Annotated in this window: 14 protein-coding genes; 12 read left to right on the plus strand and 2 right to left on the minus strand. The window is 35.7% G+C overall.

Annotated features, from left to right (window positions below):
- Positions 1 to 103 precede the first annotated feature (103 nt).
- The 7 genes from sufB (at position 104) to HMPREF9144_RS02045 (ending at position 12,017) form a co-directional block, all read left to right on the plus strand.
- The gene (gene sufB, locus HMPREF9144_RS02015) at positions 104 to 1,549 is read left to right on the plus strand and encodes a Fe-S cluster assembly protein SufB (RefSeq protein ID WP_006044153.1); all 1,446 of its coding nucleotides are present in this window, start codon (positions 104 to 106) and stop codon (positions 1,547 to 1,549) included.
- A 36-nt stretch (positions 1,550 to 1,585) separates the two neighbouring features.
- Positions 1,586 to 2,002: a hypothetical protein gene (locus tag HMPREF9144_RS02020; RefSeq protein WP_006044154.1), complete on the plus strand. Its 417-nt coding sequence runs from the start codon at positions 1,586 to 1,588 to the stop codon at positions 2,000 to 2,002.
- A gap of 12 nt (positions 2,003 to 2,014) precedes the next feature.
- A complete protein-coding gene (gene sufC, locus HMPREF9144_RS02025; protein WP_006044155.1) occupies positions 2,015 to 2,767 on the plus strand; it encodes a Fe-S cluster assembly ATPase SufC in 753 nt (250 codons plus the stop codon).
- 11 nt (positions 2,768 to 2,778) lie between these two features.
- On the plus strand, positions 2,779 to 4,122 hold the full coding sequence (gene sufD, locus HMPREF9144_RS02030; protein WP_006044156.1) for a Fe-S cluster assembly protein SufD: 1,344 nt from the start codon (positions 2,779 to 2,781) through the stop codon (positions 4,120 to 4,122).
- A gap of 15 nt (positions 4,123 to 4,137) precedes the next feature.
- Positions 4,138 to 5,364, plus strand: a complete 1,227-nt coding sequence (locus HMPREF9144_RS02035) for an aminotransferase class V-fold PLP-dependent enzyme (protein ID WP_006044157.1) — start codon at positions 4,138 to 4,140, stop codon at positions 5,362 to 5,364.
- Positions 5,365 to 6,923: 1,559 nt separating this feature from the next.
- Complete coding sequence (locus HMPREF9144_RS02040; protein ID WP_006044158.1) at positions 6,924 to 9,728, plus strand: outer membrane beta-barrel protein; 2,805 nt, start codon at positions 6,924 to 6,926, stop codon at positions 9,726 to 9,728.
- 90 nt (positions 9,729 to 9,818) lie between these two features.
- Positions 9,819 to 12,017: a peptidase domain-containing ABC transporter gene (locus tag HMPREF9144_RS02045; protein ID WP_040595361.1), complete on the plus strand. Its 2,199-nt coding sequence runs from the start codon at positions 9,819 to 9,821 to the stop codon at positions 12,015 to 12,017.
- A 681-nt stretch (positions 12,018 to 12,698) separates the two neighbouring features.
- Here HMPREF9144_RS02045 and HMPREF9144_RS02050 read toward each other — a convergent pair.
- Positions 12,699 to 13,127: a lantibiotic ABC transporter permease gene (locus tag HMPREF9144_RS02050; protein ID WP_112316970.1), complete on the minus strand. Its 429-nt coding sequence runs from the start codon at positions 13,125 to 13,127 to the stop codon at positions 12,699 to 12,701.
- 400 nt (positions 13,128 to 13,527) lie between these two features.
- On the opposite strand from HMPREF9144_RS02050, the gene rnhB reads away from it, so the two are divergent.
- From rnhB to HMPREF9144_RS02075, 5 genes are all read left to right on the plus strand, one after another.
- On the plus strand, positions 13,528 to 14,136 hold the full coding sequence (rnhB, locus tag HMPREF9144_RS02055) for a ribonuclease HII (protein ID WP_040595496.1): 609 nt from the start codon (positions 13,528 to 13,530) through the stop codon (positions 14,134 to 14,136).
- Between the two features lie 12 nt (positions 14,137 to 14,148).
- Positions 14,149 to 15,051, plus strand: a complete 903-nt coding sequence (locus HMPREF9144_RS02060) for a helix-turn-helix transcriptional regulator (protein ID WP_006044164.1) — start codon at positions 14,149 to 14,151, stop codon at positions 15,049 to 15,051.
- Positions 15,052 to 15,388: 337 nt separating this feature from the next.
- Entirely contained in the window at positions 15,389 to 18,391 is a 3,003-nt protein-coding gene (locus HMPREF9144_RS02065; RefSeq protein ID WP_006044165.1) for a SusC/RagA family TonB-linked outer membrane protein, read from the plus strand.
- 37 nt (positions 18,392 to 18,428) lie between these two features.
- On the plus strand, positions 18,429 to 19,982 hold the full coding sequence (locus tag HMPREF9144_RS02070; RefSeq protein ID WP_006044166.1) for a RagB/SusD family nutrient uptake outer membrane protein: 1,554 nt from the start codon (positions 18,429 to 18,431) through the stop codon (positions 19,980 to 19,982).
- 465 nt (positions 19,983 to 20,447) lie between these two features.
- A complete protein-coding gene (locus HMPREF9144_RS02075) occupies positions 20,448 to 24,149 on the plus strand; it encodes a choice-of-anchor J domain-containing protein (protein WP_006044167.1) in 3,702 nt (1,233 codons plus the stop codon).
- A 100-nt stretch (positions 24,150 to 24,249) separates the two neighbouring features.
- Here HMPREF9144_RS02075 and HMPREF9144_RS13745 read toward each other — a convergent pair whose 3' ends face one another.
- Positions 24,250 to 24,654 (minus strand): hypothetical protein, encoded by a 405-nt coding sequence (locus tag HMPREF9144_RS13745; RefSeq protein WP_006044168.1) that lies wholly within the window; start codon positions 24,652 to 24,654, stop codon positions 24,250 to 24,252.
- Positions 24,655 to 25,569: the final 915 nt, after the last annotated feature.

Raw genomic sequence — 25,569 nt, forward strand, 5'->3', positions numbered from 1 at the left:
TTTTGTTTGTCGTATACTATATATATAAGGTGGCGTAAGAATAATAGAATGTCTTGTTTGTTGTCTTCTATTGTTTCGCCCCGTCTAAAAAGGTAAAAAGTAAATGTCAGAAAATAAAAGTAATGAGTATGTAAGGAAGGTCGCCGAGCAGAAATATGAGTTTGGCTTCACTACCGATGTACATACGGATATAATCCCGAAAGGCTTAAACGAAGATGTCGTTAGGCTTATTTCGAAGAAGAAAGGGGAACCAGATTGGCTCCTCGATTTTCGTTTAAAAGCGTTTCATCATTGGCAGACAATGGAAATGCCAAAATGGCCGCATTTAAACTTGCCAGAGATAGACTATCAGGCAATTTCATACTATGCCGATCCATTAGCAAAGAAACCTAAGAATAAAGAGATAGATCCAGAGTTGGAAAAGACTTTCGACAAATTAGGTATTCCGCTTGAAGAGCGTTTGGCATTGAGTGGTGTTGCTGTAGATGCTATTATGGATTCAGTGTCGGTGAAAACAACATTCAAAAAGCAGCTGGCTGAAAAAGGAATAATCTTTTGTTCGATAGGTGAAGCTGTGAAGGAACACCCCGAATTAGTTCGCCAATATTTAGGAACAGTTGTTCCCTACAAAGATAACTTTACCGCAGCTCTCAACTCTGCAGTGTTCAGCGATGGCTCTTTTGTATATATTCCGAAAGGTGTTCGTTGTCCGATGGAATTAAGTTCCTATTTCCGTATCAATGCAATGAATACGGGACAGTTTGAACGAACATTGATTATTGCCGACGACGATTCGTATGTAAGCTATCTTGAAGGTTGCACGGCTCCAATGCGAGATGAAAATCAACTTCATGCAGCTATAGTCGAAATAGTAGTATTGGCAAATGCAGAAGTGAAGTATTCAACGGTTCAAAACTGGTATCCAGGCGATGAGAATGGAAAAGGTGGCGTGTTGAATCTTGTAACTAAACGAGGCGACTTGCGTGGCAAGAATTCTAAACTATCTTGGACACAGGTAGAAACAGGTTCGGCTATTACGTGGAAATATCCATCTTGTATTTTGCGTGGCGATAATTCGCAAGCAGAATTTTATTCAGTAGCCGTTACCAACAATTATCAGGAAGCTGACACAGGCACTAAAATGATACATTTGGGTAAGAACACAAAGAGCACCATCATTTCAAAAGGTATTTCGGCAGGCAAAAGTCAGAATTCTTATCGTGGATTGGTGCGTGTTGCGCCCAATGCCGATAATGCCCGAAATTATAGCTCTTGCGATTCGTTACTCTTAGGTTCAACCTGCGGTGCACACACTTTCCCTTATATGGACGTACATAACGATTCGGCAATTGTAGAACACGAAGCTACAACATCGAAAATTAGCGAAGACCAATTGTTCTATTGTAATCAGCGAGGCATTCCTATGGAAGATGCTATTGGATTAATAGTCAATGGATACGCAAAAGATGTATTGAACAAACTTCCTATGGAGTTCGCCGTTGAGGCACAGAAACTTCTTTCAGTTACGCTGGAAGGTACTGTGGGATAGATACAAATTACTATGAGGTCGCAAAGAAGTGTTTATATGCAACCAGCGAAAGGTTTACCAATACAAAGATACAAATGTATGCGGAAAATAGCTCTATTAATAGCGTTGTTGCTAACATTCTCTGTCTCTATAGCTCAAGGGTGGCAACCTAAAAGTTGGCAGAAGTACGTTATAGAACAGAAAGTTAAAAACGATACACTATGCAATTCAGGCTCAATTCTTATACGTGAAAGAATGGTAGAACCTAAAATAAATTCACGAGCTTTCTATTGTGGTCAGTTTTATGTTCCCGACCCTCCAAGTCTGTTCGCAGAACAGGAAAAAGCTCTTGAAAGAGCACGTTGGGAAGACAGAGATTATACTTTCGGACAAGCAATGGGAGACCTCTTTTTAGATTTCGTAGGAGATATCTTTGCAGGAGCATTAGATAATTTATTATTTAAGAAACGATAATACAAAAACAACATGTTAGAAGTAAGAAATCTGCATGCTACTATTGCAGATAAAGAAATATTGAAAGGTATAGACCTTACTGTTAAAGATGGCGAAATACATGCCATTATGGGACCAAATGGTTCTGGAAAATCAACTCTTAGTGCAGTACTTACAGGTAATCCGTTGTACACCGTAACCGATGGTTCGGCTGTGTTCAATGGTAAAGACCTCTTAGAAATGGGACCAGACGAACGTGCTAACGAGGGCATTTTTCTTTCGTTCCAATATCCTGTAGAGATACCAGGCGTAAGTATGACTAACTTTATGAAGGCTGCTGTAAATGCAAAACGCAAATATCAAGGTTTAGAACCTTTGAAAGCAGCTGATTTTATGAAGTTGATGCGTGAAAAGCGTGACCTCGTAGGGTTAGATTCAAAACTTTCGCATCGGTCTGTAAACGAAGGATTTTCAGGTGGTGAAAAGAAACGCAATGAAATCTTCCAAATGGCAATGTTACAGCCAAAGCTCAGCATCTTAGATGAAACCGACTCTGGACTTGATGTTGATGCTATGCGCATTGTTGCTGAAGGAGTAAATAAAATGCACACTGCTGAAACTTCTACCATCGTTATCACCCACTACGATAGACTTCTGGATATGATAAAACCAAGCGTAGTACATATTCTTTATAAAGGACGTATCGTAAAAACTGGTGGTCCAGAACTTGCACGTGAAATAGAAAAACGTGGCTACGACTGGATAAAAGCAGAAGTAGATAAATAGAAAGACTAAACATGCAAAGCGAAAAACAATATATAGACTTATACAACGAGACACAAGGAATGATAAAACAACATTCCTGCGATGTCTTAAATAAGGTGCGCGATAAGGCTTTCGAAGATTTTAAAAGACAAGGCTTTCCTACGAAAAAGATGGAACGCTACAAATATACAGATATCTCAAAGCTTTTTGCGCCCGATTATGGATTGAATTTGCAACGATTGAAAATGCCCATCAATCCATACGAAGAGTTTAAGTGCGACGTTCCAGATCTTAATACTTCACTCTATTTTGTTGTGAACGATCAGTTCTACACCGACCAATTGCCTAAACCGCAGCTCAACGATGGTATTGTAGTAGACAGCTTCTTAAATGCACTTAAAACACATAGTGAAATCATAACCAAGCATTATGCTAAACTTGCCGATACAGCGAAAGATGCTCTTACAGCTTTCAATACAATGTTAGCGCAAGATGGTTTGTTTGTTTATGTACCGAAAGATGTAAAAGCCGACCGCACAATACAAGTTATTAACATACTTCGTTCTGATGTAAACTTAATGCTCAATCGCCGTATACTCATCGTGCTCGAAGATGGTGCAGAACTCTCAATGTTATTTTGCGACGACTCTGCCGACGATCGTAAGTTTCTTGCTACACAAGTAATCGAAGCGTATGTTGGCAACAATGCAAAGTTAGAGTTGAACTGTCTGGAAGAAACACACCTAAAGAATGTACGTATCTCAAATGTTTACATCGACCAGCAAAAAAATAGTCGTGTGTCGCATAATATTATTACACTTCACAACGGTGTAACACGCAACAAGCTCGACCTTACTTTCAGCGGCGAAGGTAGCGAATGTTTCCTGAATGGTTGTGTTGTTGCCGACAAACATCAACACGTTGATAACAATACCGTTATTAATCACTCGGTAGGAAATTGTACAAGTAATCAGCTCTATAAATACGTTCTCGACGACCACGCAGTGGGTGCTTTTGCCGGACTTGTATATGTAGCAAAAGATGCACAGAAAACACTTTCGCACGAAGTAAACCAAAATTTGTGCGCCTCTTCTACCGCTCACATGTACACTCAGCCTATGCTCGAAATCTATGCAGACGATGTTCAGTGTAATCATGGTTCAACGGTTGGTCAGCTTAACAATGCTGCTCTTTTCTATATGCAGCAGCGTGGTATAGATAAGAGAGAAGCCAAACTCCTTCTTGAGTTTGCTTTCGTTAACGAAGTAATCGATAAAATGGAACTTGTTCCTCTTCGCGACCGTCTCCACCACTTGGTAGAAAAACGTTTCCGTGGCGAACTCGATAAGTGTCGTGGTTGCCAACTGTGCAAATAAAACGAAGTAAGGCTTATGTATGATATATTTAAGGTGCGTACCGATTTCCCTATACTTTCACGCACTGTTTATGGAAAACCGTTAGTTTATCTCGACAATGCAGCTACCACACAGAAACCTCTCTGTGTGTTAGATGCTATGCGCAACGAATATCTTAACGTAAATGCGAATGTGCATCGTGGTATTCATTGGCTTTCTCAACAAGCTACCGACTTACACGAAGCGGCACGCGAAACGGTGCGAAAGTTCATCAATGCCCGTTCTACAAACGAAATAGTATTTACTCGGGGTACAACCGAAAGTCTTAATCTTGTTGCTTCTTCGTTCTGTGAAGAATTTATGCACGAAGGCGACGAGGTGATTGTATCTAATGTAGAACACCATTCTAACATCGTTCCTTGGCAAATACTTGCCCAACGTCGTGGCATTGTGCTGAAAGTAATTCCTATCACCGATGAAGGTATGTTTGATATGGAGGCTTTCCAACAGCTCATTACCAACCGAACAAAACTCGTTAGTGTAGCACACGTTAGCAATGTAATGGGAACAATTAATCCTGTTCGTGAAATAATTAGTATTGCCCACGCCCATAATGTTCCTGTAATGATAGATGGCGCACAGAGCGTTCCTCATTTTGCAATAGACGTGCAAGAGTTGGATTGCGATTTCTTAGCTTTCAGCGGACATAAAGTCTATGGACCTACTGGCATTGGTGTTCTTTATGGAAAAGAAGACTGGTTAGACAAACTTCCTCCATATCAGGGGGGTGGCGAAATGATAGAACATGTTAGTTTTAGCGGAACTACCTTCGAACGTCCTCCTTTGAAGTTTGAAGCAGGTACACCCGACTATGTTGCAACACACGGCTTGGCTACCGCTATCGACTATGTTTCTGCATTAGGAATGGATAACATTCAGCGGCACGAGCAAATGCTAACCGATTATGCAATACAGCAAATGCGTACAATACCAGATATTCGTTTCTTTGGTGTGCCTAATATAAATGTAGCCAATCACGATGCTGTTATTAGCTTTCTTGTTGGCAACATACACCCTATGGATTTAGGAACGCTTCTCGACCAACTCGGAATAGCTGTTCGCACAGGACATCACTGTGCGCAACCTCTTATGGAACGCTTTGATATTTCTGGTACAGTTCGTGCTTCTTTCGCACTCTACAATACGAAAGAAGAGGTTGATTTGCTTGTGGCTGGTATTAAAAGAGTAATAAAAATGTTTTAGCAAACAGTTCTTAAATATTTCTTATAGAGGGTGTTGCTTGATACAGAATTACGAACTAATGTTTAATATTCGCTGAAGTTATAAAGCTAAGATTACTTCAAATTCGCTATAAGATATTCCTTTAAGAAACAATTGTTGTTATTTGAAATTTGCAAAAGAGAGCCGTTTTTACCAGCTAAAAACGGCTCTCTTTGTTTGTAGAATGTATATATTCTGTTTTATCCCAAATAGGTAATTAGAGCCTAAACATATTTTGTTTTATTATCGAGTAGATTGTCTGTCTTTGCAATGCAGGCGTAGCGGGCTACGTCAAGTTACAAAGGCAGACAAGATGCCGATAAGAAAATAAACGATGTTAGGAAACAATCCATAGTAATAAGAACTATACATATTGTGGTCTAATTACGTATTTGGGTTTAACCCAAATACGTAATTAGAGCCTAAACATATTTTGTTTTATTATCGAGTAGATTGTCTGTCTTTGCAATGCAGGCGTAGCGGGCTACGTCAAGTTACAAAGGCAGACAAGATGCCGATAAGAAAATAAATGATGTTAGGAAACAATCCATAATAATAATAACTATTCATATTGTGTTCTAATTACGCATTTGGGTTTATTTTATGGCAGATTTATTTGGTTCTTAACGAAGGTGTAGCCAATAACGGCAAGTTAGAAAGATAACCAGAATTGGCTTACAAGAATATAAAAGATGATGGGAAGATGTAATAGTATAAACCAACGTTTGATACTGTTATGGTATAATGATTTATTAGAGATAGAACACCGCAAATAGTTATAAAAATCAGTCAGACGTTAGTTCCTTTTTTCTCAGATATCTGTAACGCTTGTTTCAGATATCTATCCCGTTCGTCTCAGATATCTGAAAGTTTCGTTTTAGACATCATAAAAAGCAACAACATTTGTGATTCTATATTTTAGCACCTAAAAAACGTTTATTTAGCTGTATATTATGCAATGCGTTATTCTGCACTGTTTTTATTTGTATGTTGTTGTAAACAGCTTTATAACAACGTGTTGTTAGGTGTTTTGTGGTGTAAAAGCGAAATTCTTTACACTCAATTTATTTTATAAAGTCTCTCCACTTTTCGTCATTTCTCTCCAATCCGTCAGTTCTATCAGTAGACTTCATAGTCTTTATAACCTGCATAACGCATTATGCGCTTATTGTATAGAAAGTGGCTCTACAACAAAACAGAAACAGGCTATGACTATTGACTGCCTAAATTTATCATTCCTTCATATCAGTTACCAATACATATTATAGACCTGCTGGTATATAAATAATACTATACGATGTGGGCAAAACAACAAACGATGATATTAAGATTTAAGGATTGGTTTATTATGAATAAAAGTTAAATTTATATCAATGTAACACTAATGTTTGTTTGTCCATTTTTTTTCTTATATTTGCAGCCTGTAGATAGCATAATACTTTATATTGTATAATGTGATTATAGCATCTATTGTATAAGTTTTAACCTATGCGGAGCTTTCTAAGCTTCTTTTAACACCTTTAAAAAACCGAATTGGAATTATGAGAAATATCTGTATTAAAAAGTATGTTGGCTATATTTATGTAGCATTACTGTTTTTTGCTTTACCAATTCAAGCGAACGATTATAAGCATTCTGTTCAAGGGTCTGTTGTTGATAACATGACAGGCATGGGCGTTACAGCCAAAATAACCTTAATGACTGCCGACAGTGTTGTTATTGATACGATAACGGCACAAATAGAAGAGATGCCTTACGATATTGGTTATCACAAGGCTTATTATGAATTTAAAGATGCTGTAACGTCGAAAGGAAAATACATTGTTAAGGCTGAGAAAGAGGGTTACGACGTTTGTTATATGAATTGCGAATTGCGAAGCACTCGTGAAGACTATATTGGGGTGAAGCAAATACGTATGACAAAGATTGTAGAACACGAACTGAAGGGAGTTACTGTGGTTGCTTCAAAAGTAAAAATGGTAATGAAAGGCGACACCATAGTCTACAATGCCGATGCCTTTAACTTAGCTGAAGGCAATATGCTTGATGCCTTAATAGCTCGATTGCCAGGCGCAAAGTTGGAAAAAGACGGAAGAATTTATGTGAATGGAAGGTTCATTCAGAGCCTTTTGGTAAATGGGCAGGAATTCTTTGCAGGTAATCCAAAGTTGGCTTTAGAGAACCTTCCTGCCTATACAGTTAATAAAATAAAGGTATATAATAAAGCAGGAATAAAGTCGAGACTGATGGAACGTAATATGGGAGATAATACCTACGTGATGGACGTTAGACTAAAACGAGAATATGCAACGGGCTATATGGGCGATTTGGAAGCTGGCGGTGGCACACAGAAGCGTTATAAGCTACGTGGTTTTGCTATGAAGTTCTCCGATAAAGAACGTATGGGAGCTTTCTTCAATATCAATAATCTGAACGATAATCAACGTGCCGAACTCACTGGAGAATGGGAACCGCAAGAAGTGGGCAACGGTTTGCTTACAGTAAAGAACGCAGGTGTATCGTATGTACGTTTCTTGAATAATGAAAGATCGTGGGTCTCAACCGGAAACACTTGGCAACATATCAGTACAGACAACGAGTCTATTACACATACGCAAACTTATTTGCCTGAAGGAAACTTATTCTTACACAATCATAGCAAACAACTGAATAGTTCGGATAAGTGGGAAAGCATAAACCGTCTTTCTATTGATAAGACTAATTACTCTACATCTAACTCTCTTAGTATTTCCTATCTGCGCAATAATGGGTTTGGAAGTACGAACAGCGCCACTGCAAATGAAACAACAAAGCTGAATGCTTTGCTATCGAGAAATAGTTTTGAGTCAAGCGATTTCAACTTTGACTTCTCGACAGACAATTATGTTAAGTACATCACAGACTTGATACGAGGAGACTTTTCTGTAAGTTACAATCGTAATAAGCAAAAGCAGTTTATGCTGAATAACATTCAATATTTTCAAGGAGGACAGCCCAACGACCTTCGTAACAATTACTTTGATATGCCCAATCAGAAGCTGAAGCTATCTGCTGGTGTGGGCTATGATATAAATATACGTAAGACAACGTTTGCTCCAAGTTATTCTTATACCTATACTTACAACAAGGCAAGTAATTTGCTTTACCGTCTTGACTGGCTTGCAGGAAGAGATATTAATCAGTTTAATGTCTTGCCTTCTGCTTCAAATGTACTTCTTTCTGTATTGGATAATAACAATAGCTATCGCTTCAATGAGTATCGAAACGAACACAGGTTTAATTTTAAATATTTTAATCGTAAGATTAAAGTATTAAATAGCTTTGTTTCACTAAACCTTCCGCTACGTTTATTAAATGCCAATTTCTATTATTATGGTATTAGTGAGCAACGTTTTTCTCGCCGCAAACTGTTCTTTGAACCGAACATAGAATTATACCATTGGGACGAAAATGTATCGTGGGTGTTTACTGCACGTATGAATTCAGACTTTCCAACTCTGCTTGCCACAGCAGATTATCGCAACGACAGCGACCCTCTGAACATTCGATTGGGTAATAAAAACTTACGCAACCTGCATCATTATGATGTAGAAGCCAATGTTACCTTTAATGGAGAAAAGGAACAAACAATTAGTTTATCTGCCAATTATCACCGAACAGACAACCAAGTGGCATACGCGCTCATCTTCGATAATGCTACAGGAATTTCAACAATATATCCTACCAGTGTGAATGGCAATTGGAATACAAAGTTTGAAGTAGAGTTTAAACGTGCATTAGATAAAGCGAACAAAATCTTGTTCAGTAACAATTTCTCTACGAATTATAACCACAGTGTAGATATGGCTTCAATAGCAGGAAGCACTGAAAGCCAACGAAGCATTGTAAATAACTGGGAGTTTGGCGATGAACTGAAGGTTAATTATCGTCTGAACGACAACTATGAATTTACATTCCATACGGGTGGAAAATACTATTTTATAAATAGTGCGCGTATAGGCTTTGAGAATATCAAGGCATCTGACTACAACATAGGGCTGAATGCACAAATTGTATTGCCTTGGGAGTTGCAATTGACCACCGATATGACAATGTTTGCAAGGCGAGGCTATCAGCAATCTGAGATGAATACTACAGATTGGATTTGGAATATTCAGTTGGCACGTACCTTCTTAAAAGGACATCTTACCGCTAAACTACAAGGGTTTGACCTGCTGCAACAGCTGTCAAACATCCGCTACATAATTAATTCGCAAGGACGTACAGAATCTTGGAATAATAGTATACCTCGCTATGTAATGTTTTCTCTTGTATGGAAGTTCAACATTAATCCCAAAAAGAATTAATTAATTTTTTCCTAAAAGATGAATGTGTTGATTGATGTAAATAATAACAAAAGATAAGTAAAATATTCTCTTTCACTCATTATTGAAGTTATGTTAAACTCATTTCCTTTTTTAAAGCAACGTGATTCAATGCACTGTGGAATTACTTGTTTACAAATGATATGTAGGTATTTTGGAAAAGACCATATCTCTATATATCTGAGGAAACGAAGCTTTTGTACAAATGAAGGAATCTCACTATTTGCTATTACTCAGATAGCAAATGAAATAGGACTTAAGTCTCTTTCTTTGAAGACTTCTATAGGTGCATTAGAAAATTCAAAATTACCTTGTATTCTTCATTGGAATCAAAAACACTTTGTGGTGTTATACAAGGTTAAGAATAATAAAATGTTCTATGTCGCAGACCCTGCTAAAGGTCTTTTAAAATATAGCCTTGAGGATTTAAAAAAGCATTGGATTAGTATAAATTCTGAAGGTACAGAAGAAGGAATTGCGATGTTTTTAGAACCAACTCCTGAATTTTATAAGATAACAACTAATGACAAACACGAAAGTGAAAGGTCATTTAAATTTCTCTTTGGTTACATAAAAAAATATCGTAAATATTTTGGACAGATTGTTTTAGGGCTACTTGCTGGAAGCTTATTACAGCTTATTTTTCCTTTTCTTACCCAAGCGATTGTGGATGTGGGTATAAAAAAGCAAAATATAGGTTTTATTTGGTTGATATTATTAGGACAATTGGTGTTGACGATAAGCAGTACGGCTATCAACTTTATACGTAGTTGGTTGCTGCTTCATATATCAATGCGCATTAATATTTCATTATTGAGCGACTTCTTTATTAAACTCTTGAAACTACCGATGTCGTTTTTCGATACAAAGTTGATAGGTGATTTAATGCAACGTATGGGAGACCATGGTCGCGTGAATGATTTTCTAATGCACCAAACGCTCAGCATTGTCTTCTCGTTCTTTACATTTATAGTGTTTAGTATCGTACTATTATTTTATAATTGGGTGATATTTTCTATTTTTGTTTTGGGAGGTCTGTTCTATGGTGGTTGGCTTGTTCTCTTTCTTAGACGAAGAGAAGCACTTAATTATGAACTTTTTGAACAGCAAGCTATAAACAGCAACAAAACTTACGAATTTATTACTTCTATGCAAGAAATAAAACTTCAGAATTGTGAACAACGCCGTCGTTGGGAATGGGAAGATATTCAAGCAGATCTTTTTGGTGTACAGATGAAATCACTGAAACTTCAGCAAACACAAGAAGCTGGTAGTGTATTTATTAACGAACTCAAAAATATAGTCATAACAGTTGTTGCTGCTACAGCTGTAATACATGGACAACTTACTTTGGGTATGATGCTTGCTGTTCAATACATTATTGGTCAGCTCAATTCTCCTGTTGAACAACTGATGGGATTCTTTTATAATGTACAAGATGTAAAAATTAGCCTTGAACGTATAAATGAAATTCATCGCATGGATGATGAAAATGGAAAGAATGGTTTGAAAGAGGCTGTAAAAGAAGATAACAAAGGAATTGATTTAGAAGAAATTATTTTTAAATACGATCACTATGCTCCAAAAAATATTATCGACAATGTTAAACTTAGTATTCCTAAGGGAAAAGTAACCGCCATTGTTGGAGCATCGGGTAGCGGAAAAACAACATTGATAAAATTAATGTTGGGTTATTATCCTGTCTTGAATGGACGAATTTCTATTGGTGAAACCGATATAAATACATTAAATAAAAAATGGTGGCGTAGTCAGTGTGGCGTAGTAATGCAAGATGGTGTTATTTTTTCAGAATCAATTGAACGCAATATTGCTGTTGATGATAATGAAATTGATAAAGGACGATTGGAAAAAGCAGCTGAGATAGCTTGTATAAAGGAATATGTTATGGGGCTACCTTTAAAGTATAATACCAAGATAGGACGTGATGGAATTGGCTTGAGTCAAGGACAAAAGCAACGAGTCTTGATAGCAAGAGCTGTATATAAAAACCCTGATTACATATTTTTTGATGAGGCTACCAATTCGCTTGATGCTAACAATGAACGTATGATAGTAGAAAACCTTAATGATTTTTATAAAGGTAAAACTGTAATTATTGTGGCACACCGACTTAGTACGGTTAAGAATGCTGACCAAATAGTGGTTTTAGATAAAGGAAGAGTTATGGAAGTTGGAAATCATGAACAACTTACTAAGAAGCGTGGTGCATACTACAATCTTGTGAAAAACCAATTGGAGTTGGGTTCTTAATAAAAAAGATTATGGCAGATGATAAAATAGATTATCGAAGTGAGAAAATTCGTAATATAATAAACGAACCTCCTTCAAAAATTATTTGTTATGGAATAACGATAATTAGTATTGTGCTTTCGGTACTTATAGCTCTTGTTTATTTAATAATAAGAAATACTTCATACATTGTCATTTAAAGACGAGGTCAATGTTATATAGTATCGAATTTGGAAATAAAAAATGAGGGATAAATCTAATTTCGAAGGTTGTATATTTCGTTGTGGTTTATATTTCCTATTGAATATTTAATATATCCCTCCGAATCTTCAATAAAAACAATAATATAACTTGTTGAATTTATTGTTATTAGAAGGCAGTAATTACAAACCTCAAAAATTATAATAATAAATTTTTATTTTATAATTATAATTTCAAAATTTATAATTAAATTTTTCGTGTTTTATAATAATAAAATTTTCGAACTACTTTTTAGTAAGAAACTCACGTTATATAAAAGGAGGGTGTGTCAAAATGCAAATTAATAACTTGACAACTTTCAATCTATAAGTAGGGCTCTTCTAAAGGCAAAGAAAAGACCATTTCTTTACTCAAAATCGAGTACAGAAATGGTCATTTTTTATTGGATTGTTTCAAACTGTAAGATTATCAAAATGGTATTTGCATTTTGACACACCCTCTTCATAAAAACATAATTGCTAATATTGCAACGGTACACATTACCAATTGCATAATCTTAAGATAATTGAAAAGCCATGTCTGCTTTTTATTTATCTTCTCATCGTAATTCTCTGGCAGCTGAACCCCATTTTTTAATGCTAGTTTCTTCATAAGAGAAAGTGTATAAGGGAATACGGTTGTTAGCACAAGTATCATTAGATTGGACAAACTGATGATTATTATAGTACCTGTACTCATAATGTAAAGCTCCCTATTGTCCATTGTAGGGAAGCAATTACCCATAACAGAGGTAAGGACAGCCAGAATACATGCGCCTACAGTCCATTTAAGATAAAGAAATAACAACTTCTTGCCTTGATATTTCTTATAAGTTTTTATAGATAAAAAGTAATGTATAAAGAATAAGATAATAAGCAAAATAATTTTCATTTGTTCTGTCCTTTTTATTGTTGTTGTTAAACTTCCTGTCTTGTCAGACTTAGAAAAGACATTTGTTTTTAATAATTGACGATAATCTATAAACCTTTGCAAAGGTAAATATTAATATTTACTTGAATAGTTTTTTAGTATCTTTTTACTTCCTCATTATTGCAGCTTCATTGATAAAAAGGATTGTACACACACAATGTGCAATCCTTTTTAGTGTAACCTTGCATTAATTTTATGTTTTTATAACCAGTATGTTTCAGCACAGTTATTCGTATGTGCAACGTTGCTGTATAGGTAGAGTAGTAAATGCCACTTATCATAATTTTTTATTACTTCTTCTCTCTGTTAGTAAAATATGCTATCTTTGCGCACAAATAAAAAGTTTAGTTATATAATATATATGCTGAAGAGTGCTTATTATACAGATAAGGTAGAAGCAGGTTGTGATGAGGCTGGACGTGGCTGTTTGGCTGGTAGCGTTTATGCAGCTGCAGTAATTCTTCCACCAAACTATGAGAACGAATTGTTGAACGATTCTAAACAATTGTCTGAGAGAAAACGCTATTTGTTACGTTCTATAATAGAGAACGATGCAGTTGCATGGGCAGTTGGAGTGGTAACAGCAGAAGAGATAGATAAGATAAATATTCTCAATGCCAGTATTCTAGCTATGCACCGTGCATTAGATGCGCTTAAGGTTCAACCAGAAGCAATTATTGTAGATGGTAACCGTTTTAAACCTTATAACGATGTGCCATATACAACTATAGTGAAAGGCGATGGCAAATATCTATCAATTGCTGCAGCCTCTATTCTTGCAAAAACTTATCGTGATGATTATATGAAGACCATCGCTGAAGAATATCCGCAATACGATTGGAAATCGAATAAAGGATATCCAACTAATAAACATCGTGCCGCAATAAAAAAATATGGCATTTCGCCTTATCATCGAAAATCATTTACGTTGCTTCCTCCTGAAGAACTAAGTATCGATTTTAAAATATAATCTTTAAACCTTATGCGTTATTCTAAATTAGAAAACGAACTTCAGCTTATTATGTTACTTGCCGATTCTGTAGGTTATACAGCCATTGAGTTGAGCAAACTAATGAATATATCTCGTCGTCAAATCTACTATTTGCTTGATTTTATTAAGTCGGCAGGCTTTATTCTTTTTAAAAAAGATAATAAGTTTCATATAGATAGACGTTCTCTCTTCTTTACCAAATTATCGCAAACACTACAGTTTACCGACGACGAGCTACACACCATATATAATATATTGCTTATGGCAGATAATAGCAGCGATATGGTAAGCCAATTGCGAGCAAAGCTAGATCGCACTTATAACTTCTCGGAAAGTGTAAACTCTACTACATGGAAAAATCATATTAATAAGGTGAAGATTATAACTAATGCCATTAAAAATAAAAAGATGCTTCGTTTTGTAGATTATTCTAGTCCACACAGTCATTCTGTAACAAATCGTGTAGTAGAACCGTTTCTCCTTATGAATAACAATCAAGATGTACGTTGCCATGAAATAGAAACAAGAACAAACAAAACTTTTCGTCTTAACAGAATACAGCATATAGAAACACTGAATACACAATGGATATACGAATGCTATCACCGACAAGTGTTTACAGATATTTTTATGTTTAGTAGCGAAACACATTATAACGTTAAATTGCGACTTGGTCAGCTTGCTTATAATATATTTGTAGAGGAATATCCGCATGGAGCGAAATATCTCTCACCAATTAGCGAACAAGATTGGTTGCTCAATATAGAAGTTTGCGACTTTAGAGGGCTCGGACGATTTGTACTTGGCTTATATTTGGATATAGATATCCTGGAAAACGATGCTTTTAAAGCCTACATACAAAAAATGCTAAAAGCATATTCTATGAAGAAGTGAGACAACTTCTACTCTTATTTATGGCATACACTTTTTTGATAATATATCTTTATTTCTACTTCATAAACACTACAAGCTTAACACCTTAACGACCAACATAACACGCATTTCTGCTCATCTTTTGTAGGGGTTTAATTTATTTAGAGTTAATAAAAGTGAAAAAGATAGTTGCTTTATTAATTTTATTTGTTCTATTAAATGCTATACACTATCTTTGCATTTACGTTAAAAGATGAAAACACTTTCGGTTTTAACTAAGCTATGAGAAGTTGGGACAAAACTCCCAAGCAAAATGAAACAATAACTGTTAATAATTAAATTTAAAAGTGAGAGATTTATGAAAAAAAGACTAACAATGTTTCTCGCCTGCCTTTTCTTAAGTTTAGGAATGGCTATGGCACAGACACATGTTACGGGTGTTGTTATCTCGGCAGAAGATAATCAGCCTGTAATTGGAGCTTTTGTTAAGGTACTCGGTACTTCAGATGGAACTCAAACAGACGTTGATGGTAAGTTTGAGTTAAATGTACCTGCTGGTGCTATGCTCGAGTTTTCATACGTAGGTATGAATCCTAAGAAAGTAAAGGCAACTGCAAATATGCATGTAGTGCTTGAATCAGATAGCAAGACTATGCAAGAAGTTGTTGTTGTTGGTTACGGTTCTGCCAAAAAGATTGGTTCAATCACAGGTAGTATCACAACTGTAAATGCCGACAAATTAAAGAATGCTCCTTCTTCTTCTGCGCTCGATGCTTTGCAAGGTCAGGTTGCAGGTTTGAACGTTCTTTCATCTTCAGGTGAAGCTGGAGATAATGCCGTATCTATGAATATTCATGGTCACGGTTCTATCGGCGCTAGCTCTACTCCATTGTACGTAATCGATGGTATTCCATCTTCTTCACGTGCTATTATGGCAATGAACCCTAACGATATTAAGAATATCTCTGTATTGAAAGACGCATCTGCTACATCTATCTACGGTTCACGTGCTGCTAATGGTGTAATCTACGTTACTACAAAGAACGGTTCTTTCAACCAAAAGGCGCACATCACATTCCGCTCACAATTTGGTATCTCTACACCTGCTGATAAGAGACTATACCATAATATGATGAGCTCTTCTGAATTAAGAAGCTTCTGGAATAAGATAGGTATTACTGATGAAAAGATTAATAAGCAATACAGCTGGACAGATGATAATGGTGTTGAACATCTTTATGATGCTGATACAAGATGGTACAACCACATGATGCAATTCAACAACCCACAAACTCAAAACGACTTGAGCATTGAGGGCGGTGGTGAACGTGTATCTTATATGGTTGGTGCTGGTCAATTCCATCAAAGAGGTGCTGCTTATGGTAACTATTTCAATCGTTACAACTTCCGTTCAAATATCGTTGCACGTCCTAAGGACTGGTTGCGTATGGGTATGAATATTGCTTTCTCATACGACGAGAGACAACGTAACTCAAACTTTGGTAACTCTGGCAAGAACGCTGCTTACTTGATGGGTGGTCTTAGCTTCCTTATTAACCCTATGTATCCTGCTATCGACCCAGCTACTGGTAAAGATTATGCAAAGAAATACCCTGGAACTAACTTAACAAATCCAAAGTACGATATGGAAAATGGTCCAGACGTTTACGAACGCTACGGTATTCTTGGAAACGCATTCTTCGAATTAGAACCTATTAAAGATTTGAAGATTAAGTCTCGCTTGGGTACAGATATGTACTTCATACGTGATAATTGGATGACTAAGGCTTCTTACGAATTTGCTTCTCAGGGTTCAAGAGGTAAGAGTTTTAATTATGGTTTCACAAATACCATCACCAATACAATTGAATACTCATTCAATATTAACGATGACCACCACTTCACAATATTGGGTGGACAAGAAGGTCTTAAGACAAGCTACGATTACTTCTATGCACAGTCTTCAGGTCAGATTGACGATCACTTGATGCTTCTCCAAAATGGTAAGAAAGAATCTTATACATTAGGAGAAGAAGCTACTGATATGCGCTCTCTCTCATTCTTTGGACGTCTTGATTATGACTTCAGCAATCGTTATTTTATCGATTTCACTCTTCGTAACGACGCAAACTCTCGCTTTGGTAAAGATAACAAGAATGCTACATTCTGGGCTGCAGGTTTCCTCTGGAAAGTTAAGAACGAGGCATTTATGAATCAGTATAAGTGGATTGATAACTTGGATTTCAAGGTGTCTTACGGTACACAAGGTAACTCTGAAATTGGCGATTACGCTGCTCTTGGTTTGATTGGTGCTACAACAAACTATGATACAAATGCTGCTTGGATTTATACACATCCTTCTAACCCTGGATTAACATGGGAAAAGCAAAGTATGTTCTCACTAACTTTAGATGGTAGATTGTTCAGCAAGTTAGACTTCGAATTGATGTATTACATCCGTAAAACTACTAATATGTTGATGGACGTACCTTATCCATACACTAGTGGTTATGGCTCACTTATGCGTAACGTAGGTGCAATGCAAAATACTGGTATTGATGTTAAGTTGGGTTACGATATTCTTCGTGGTCGCGACTATTATCTTCGTGCTGGTATTAACTTCAACTACAACAATGAAAAGGTTACTGAACTATTCCAAGGTCGTCACCGTTGGGAGCTAGCTAATGCTAAAACAGCTTATGTAGTTGGTAAACCTGTTATGTTCTACTTGCCACTTTGGGCTGGTGTAAATCCTGCTGATGGTTCTCCACAGTGGTATCTCCCAGGTAGCGATGTTGATGTAACAACAAAAGATAAGTCTCGCGTAACTTCTAACTATGATGAAGCTGCATTGACACAGAGTTCTGGTCAGCGTGTTAATCCTCCATTCAATGGTGGTTTCAACATCAGTGCAGGGTGGAAGGGACTTACGCTTTCTGCAGACTTCTCTGTAGTTCTTGGTAAGTATCTTGTAAACAACGATATGTACTTCTACGCTAACTACGGTTTCGCTCGCACTCAATTCAACCAACACAAGATGGTTAATGACTTCTGGCGTGCTGATAATACAAATGCTAAGTTCCCAGATTGGAGCAAGGGCTATACAATGCAGTTCGACTCACACTTGTTGGAAAATGCTTCTTTCATGCGTTTGAAGAACTTACAGATTGGATACCAATTGCCTAAATCTTTACTTGCATGGCAACATGTAGTAGAAGGTCTTAAGTTTACATTTACTGGACGTAACCTATTCACCGTTACAAAATATACCGGTTTAGATCCTGAAGTAGCAGGTAACCTTACATACGGTAAGCTTGGTAACACTAAACAAATACTCTTCGGTGTTGAAGTTACATTCTAATTTATAGTTCATAATTGAATTAATAAGAGAAACGGATATGAAAAAATACAATAAATTTTTGCTCATTGCAGGATTTGGCGCATTGTCGTTGACATCATGTAACTTAGATCTTGAGCCAAATAATTATATAAAAGGAGAAACCACAGAGAATCTCCTCACTACAAAGAATGTTGATTACTATTTGAATGGTATTAATGCATCTTATCGTGCATCATTCTATGGCGATCTCATTTATCCTGCTGAAGTAATGTGCGATGGCTTCAATGCAACCAATATTTATGGTAATAACTATGGTGCTATTCACCGTTCCGATGCAGACTTTACAGCATCAAACCAAAATACCATCGAAACTTGGGGACAACATTATGGCTCGCTTAAGAACTTCAATATCTTTATAAACCAGATTGAAAGATTCTTACAAGACTATAGCTCTGATGCAAATGCTGTAGCAAAAGGGAAACTTTATGACGGATATGCTCACTTCTATCGTGCTAATGCATATCTCGAATTAGTTCGCCACTTTGCAAAGGCATACGACCCTGCAACTGCTGCTACAGATGAAGCTGTTCCATTGGTATTAGAAAATGATATCGAAGCAAAACCTGCTCGTGCAACTGTTAAGGCTGTCTACGACCAAATTAAAGCTGACCTTGATATTGCTGCTGCAGAAATTGCAACAAAGAGAGTTGACCCTATGTTAGGAGTTACTACTGCAAACTTCAAGATGACCCCAACAGTTTCAGGTGTAGATGCTCTTTACGCACGTTACTATCTTGATATTCAAGATTATGCTAAGGCTGCTGAGTACTCTAAGAAGGTTATAGATAACCCTGAGTTCGCATTGGCAAGCACTCAAGATGCATTTGAAGCTGAATACACTTACGATAAGGGTACTGAAGCTATTATGCAATTGGCTGGTAATATCCAAGAAAATGGTGCTAGTACAAATTATATGTTTACTCGTACAGAGTTCAACCAAGGATTTGTTTTGTCATGGAACCCTAAGGGATATTATTATCAACCATATTACCTTCCTTCACAGAAGTTAATCTCTCTCTACACAGCAGGTGATTTACGCTTCCAGAATTGGTTCAATGAAAGAGCTATCCTTTATATAGGTGGTGCAACTGTAGGAAATGCTTATCTATTCACACGTTATATGGGTAATCCTGAACTTACAACATCAGTTCCTAATAGCCGTCATTTGGTTAAACCATTCTTATTACCAGAAATGTATCTAATCAATGCAGAAGCTAATGCTAAGGCTGGTAAAACAACAGATGCTGTAACTATCTTGAATCAACTTCAAAATGCTCGTGGTGCTCAAACAACAGGTGCAAGTATTGACGAGATTGGTGACGAATGGTTCCGTGAAATGGTTGGTGAAGGACAACGTTTCTTATTCTTAAAGCGTAATCACATGGGCTTCAATGGTCGTCCTGCTCAACCAAAGGCTGCTGATAAGTTAGTTGTCACAGGTGAAAACTTCACAGACAAGGTTCTTCCTGCAGACTCTAAGTTCTTTGCATGGCCAATTCCAGCACGTGAAATAAAAGTGAATTCAAACCTTACACAAAATCCAGGTTACTAATTCACATTTGAATAAATAATAAAAAGACTCGTAAGCGAAAGTTTGCGAGTCTTTTTTATACTTGTATCTTTCTTCTTGTTCTTCTTGAATTATTGCTATTTGCGTTTAAATAATATCTTCATTATAAAAATATTCAATTTACTAACACGAAAATAAGAGATGCCAGAAATAAGGGAGTAAACAAAAGTACAGTCTTAAGAAAAAGTAGAGAGAACTTACACTCTTTTTTAGACACTACCATTCATTATTTTTGTATAAAGCAAAAAGGGGATATGAATATGATAATATTATGGTCTAATTATCAATTTGAGTTTTAAATGAAATCTGTAACTATACTAACTAATTGTATTTCATATTCCACCTTGTACAAAAACATAGAGGAAAGGTTGTAATGTTTAAGTTTAATATGTATCTTTGTACAATATTATACAAATTTGTTAATAAAGGAACCATATTTTAGTTATTATGAAACAATCAATTTTTATCAGACGAAAACCAGTTTGGCTATTAATTACCTTATTTAGTGTGATAGCAAATGTAAATGTGTGTGCGCAAGAATTAGATTTCAGTAAATTAGACGATGCTCAGCCACAAGAAACTTTATTGCAAGTAGAAAAATATAAAGAGGCTTTAGGTACAACGTGGCAAAACATTTCCAGCGTTAAGAATGGAGTTTATTGGAATGTGCCTTATTCTAATCAAGAATTTAGTCTTAACATTTTATACACGCAGATACGCAAGCTAAAAGAAAACTTTAAATCTTATTTAGTTTCTCCTTCATTAAGTTTACGCGATATTGCTGGGAAACAATTAAATTTCGAATGGAAAACAGGAACCATTAAGGGTGATATAAAACTTTCAGTTCTTCTTATTAACAAGAGTGGTGAAACTATAGCTACGCTGGGTAATGTAATTCCTGTGTCTTCTAATTCTGATTACGAAAATTACTCTGTTGATATTCCAATTGCTGTGAAAGAAAAAGGAATAGGTTTCGTTGCTTTTTATGTAGAAGGCAATAAAGATAATTATACTGCTTTTAAGCTTAAAAATGTTACTACCAACGAAAAGAGCGATCCTATAAATATAACTGTAGACCCTGCAGAGCTTAATTTTGGTTCTATAGTTTTAAATAAAACTTCAGAAGAAAAGTCTGCACTCATTACAGTTACCAATTTTAAGGGCGAGAAAATAATACCAGTATTAGATGGTCAAGATAGTAACGACTTTATAGTTAGAACCGAAACAAACGAAGCACTTTCTTCAACGGGTGGTAAATTGTTTGTAAAGTTTCAGCCAAAAACAAAAGGCGATAAGGTAGCAACTATAACAATTACGTTAGCCGATAAAGTTGCTGTTATTTCATTAAAAGGTAAAGGTGTTGAAACCGAAAAGGAAGATAAACCTGAAAAGGAATTGTTAGAAAATCAGTTCTTTTGGGATTTCAATTCCGATAATACTCCTAAGAATTGGGAAATAAAAGGCGAACACATATTTAAACGAGAGAAGCGCGATAGCTACCATTCCGATACTGGCTTTGGAGTGGGTATTAAGACAAAAAACGAAAAAGGTTTCTTAAAACAAACAATAGATTTAGCTAAAAACAACGTAACAGTAGGCGATGAAATAGAATGTCAAATACATTATACTACAATTTCATCACCTAATAATAAAGGTCCTTTACGTCTTGCATTCCGTTGGCTTAACGATAATGGCAATGTAGTTCAAAGTAACGAAGATGCTTTTATAAACAATCCGAAAGTATTTTTTGGGAAAATGAAATCGTGGGGAACATTAACTTTCCGCACCATTTGTCCAGACGGAGCAACAAAGTTAGAATTTGCCATTGAAGTACAAGAAAATAGCGAAGTAAGTTTAGACGATTTTAGTGCCAATCGTCTTCCGGCTTCAAAAGCTAAAGCAACTCCACTTATAGCAATTCTTCCACAAGTACAAACAATTTATGGTGAAGTAGGAGAGACTGCAATATATGATATTGCTATTCAAACAATGCATATTAGTCAAGTCCAGAAACCAAATTTCAGTGGTGGCGACAAATATACTTTGGCAAGCAATATGATGAAACTTAATATAGACGAGATAGACAAAAACCAGTCTATAGGTGCACAACTTATTGTTACTCCAACAAAGAAAGGGGCTTTTAAAGATGCTGATTCTTTTAAATTAAGTTTCTCTGGTGCCGACGATACACACAATGGCAGCCTTATGCTTATTGCTTATTTCATGGAAAAAGGCAAAAAGCCTTCTGTTAAGTTGTCTGCATCGACACCTATAAAAGAAATGAAAGCAGAACCAGGTAAAACTGTTACGCAAAATTTAGAATTCGATGTAAACGATATTATTACCGATGTTAAAATAGCAATCGACCATGCCCCACAAGTAACCTGTTTCAAGAGCAACACCAATATATTTATGTATAACAAGAGCAAGGGAACACTCTATGCAGAGCCAAAACTCCGTATAGATTTCCGTCCACTTACTGTAGGTACATATCAAGCTACATTAGTTGTCTCAACAATTTTGGGCGACACTGTACGTTACAACTTAAAAGGTATTTGCGAAGAAGAAACAACAGGGGCAAAAGTAGAAAACTTTACTGCCAATAATATAGAAGAACGTTTTAAGAACGAACCAGAATGGAACAACTTTGGAAAATACGACCTTGGATATTGGAAGATAGAAGGCAAATGGAATAGCGCAAGCAATATTACGCTTAATAAAAGTGGTATACTTTATTTCGACAATGTTTTTGTTAATGGAGTGAACAAGATAAAAGTAAATCCAACAACAGCAACAACTTCTCTACGTGCAGAATATTCTATAGATGGTGGTGGACATTGGTTGCTTATAAATAACAATGGAATGGCAAATACTTCCAACGAATTTATACTAAATAATCATCGTCCCACCCTTATTCGTTTTGTAAATGTAGCCGAAACCGATATAAATATAAATAGTGTGCAATTTTATGAAAACGAAAGTACGCAGCGCGAAACATTTATCGACATTACCAAAGCTATGATGCCTAATGCCGATTCTAAACCATTATTGTTGCTTAACGAACGTTTTAACAATATGCGCCACCGACAAATATTAAGCATTCCGGGTTGGCAAAACTTAATTATACGTGGCGATCGCCCATTCTGGACGTGGAAACAGCGAGAAAATAATCTTATTGATGGTAAAATCCAAAGCGAAGGAGCATACATTACTTTCTGGAAAACAGGAATTGTAGACCATAACCCATACGAATCGTGGCTTGTTTCGCCAACACTTTCCTACAAACAAGCAGCAAGTAAAATACTTACTTTCAGTCTTCGTTTTAATGGTTTAAGTAAAGACGAACAACGCGAAGAACTTTTCCAAGCCTACATTATTACCGAAAAAAATGGAGTTCTTAAAGAACAAGTTCTCGATATTGACAAGTATAAGCCAACTGGTATAGAAATAGACAACGAAACATGGTTGAACTATCGCATAGACCTTTCAAAACTTACCGATGTTAATATCGACGACAATTTCCATCTTGCATTCTCATTCTACAGTAAAGAAGGTGGCACCTATTCTGGCTTAAATTGGATGATAGATAATGTTTCGTTTGGTCGAACCGACTTGCCAGAAATCACTGTCGATAAGCAGTTCCTTTATGTTCCATATAAGATGAAACAGAAAACAGATCCTGTTGTGTTTAAAGTAACAACCACAAACAACCCATCTGATAATGTAAGCATAATGTTATCGCCTTCAAAAATGAAGAAAAATTTCCAATTGCTTACACCAGAATTAGCTCCGGAAGGCGGCGATGCATCGTTTATTTTCTATAGCGAAGACAATAAAAAATATGCAGCAGCATTCATTGTTCAAGTTCCTGGTGCCGAAACCGTAATTGTGAAAGCACTTGCCGACCTTTATACAGGTATTAATAGTGCAGAAACACCCAACAAAACAGAAACTCCCTATATTGTTGATAAAAACATTTGCTTGTCTAATAAATACCAGAGTTATAAAATCTATTCAACAACAGGACAACTTCTGCAGCAAGGAGGCTACGAATCTAATATTAGTATAGCCAACTTACAGCATAGCATTATTATTTTAAAACTATTTGATGGCAACGAAACTAAAACTTATAAGTTGCACAACAAATAAACATCAATAAAAATCAACTGGTTATTAGGGTTATTCAAACTCTAATAACCAGTTTTTTTATCACAAAGTTTCTTTCTCAACAATGTATATTTGCTAAGTTTCAAGGTTTTTTCGATATTCTGTATCCAATAGTCAGCATAACATAGCTTGGAATGTTGTTGTAAAACGTTTCTTCTCTTCCTTGTCCATTCACAATGTATTTCACGGTTTGTTTATCTATAATGGTACTGTCTTCATCCATCAAAATCACAGACACATTTTTTATGCCTCCGTTTGTAAATGCATCTCTCACATATCCCTGCAGCAAAATGGTTCGTTCTTGTGCTTTTGCCCCTATGCATATAAAGAGCAGAAGCAATAATAGTTGTTGTGGTTTGATAAGCATAGGTATATTGTTCTTAGTTTTTATTATTATTTGTGAAGAAGTTATTTTCTTACGGATAGATAAAATAATTTTATCTTGTTGTTTATTCGTAAAGGCAAGAATTACATACTCCCCTTTCATTTCATTGTTGGTCCAATTATTTGGGCAGATCGTAATAATATGCTTTTTTCTAATATTCTCTATATGCAAATTTATGAATATTATTCTAAAAAGTTATCTCTTTTCTTTGTTTTTAATAAATATCAACTATTAACCGTCGTGTTTTTATACTTACTTTATTACTAAAGTATATTTAGACTCCCATTCTAAAACTTTATTTAACTTTGCTTATTCTTTTAGTAGTTCACCATTTGTAGCGTCTATTTGTATAGAGAAAATAGCTAAAAATGGAGTTTGCAAATTGTTAGTTGTCAGATAATTATATGGAGGGTGGAATTTATAATAAGAAATTATTTTTTTATATTATAAAATCGTTGTTTTTATATTACAAAAAAATAATTTTCCATATAAAATTAGGCACATATAACCAATGGTTTTGGACAACTCTTTTTGAATATTGCCGACTGTACAATAATTCAAGTGGAAAGCCACAACAAATTATATAGAAAAGAAAGACATAGAAAGTTTTTCTATAATAAAGTATAGCTTTAATAAATTATTTAATTAGATATAAACACTGAACGGTGTTGTTGAAATTAAAGCATTTACTTTGTTAATAGTTTAATTTCCAGTTGTCTTTTGTATTCTTATTGATATTTTAATAGCCTTTTAGCATAGTCGTAGTTCGTATGTTTTTGTAATAAAGTTAATCAATCAGCTCAAAATATTCCGAGTGTATAATGGCGTTTAGAGTTAAATAGTTCTCTCTCAAAAGGTTTTTAAAGAAATAAATCTAAAAAAAGCAAGAATAAAGTCTTGTTTTTAAAAATTATAGCTATCTTTGCAAACGAACCTAAAGAAGTGTTTAGCGAAGCAATTCTTTATATGTAGGTGGTTTTTATTTGTGCGAACATTTAGAACTATCAATTAGACTGA

The sequence above is a fragment of the Prevotella pallens ATCC 700821 genome, from assembly GCF_000220255.1.
Lineage (GTDB): Bacteria > Bacteroidota > Bacteroidia > Bacteroidales > Bacteroidaceae > Prevotella > Prevotella pallens.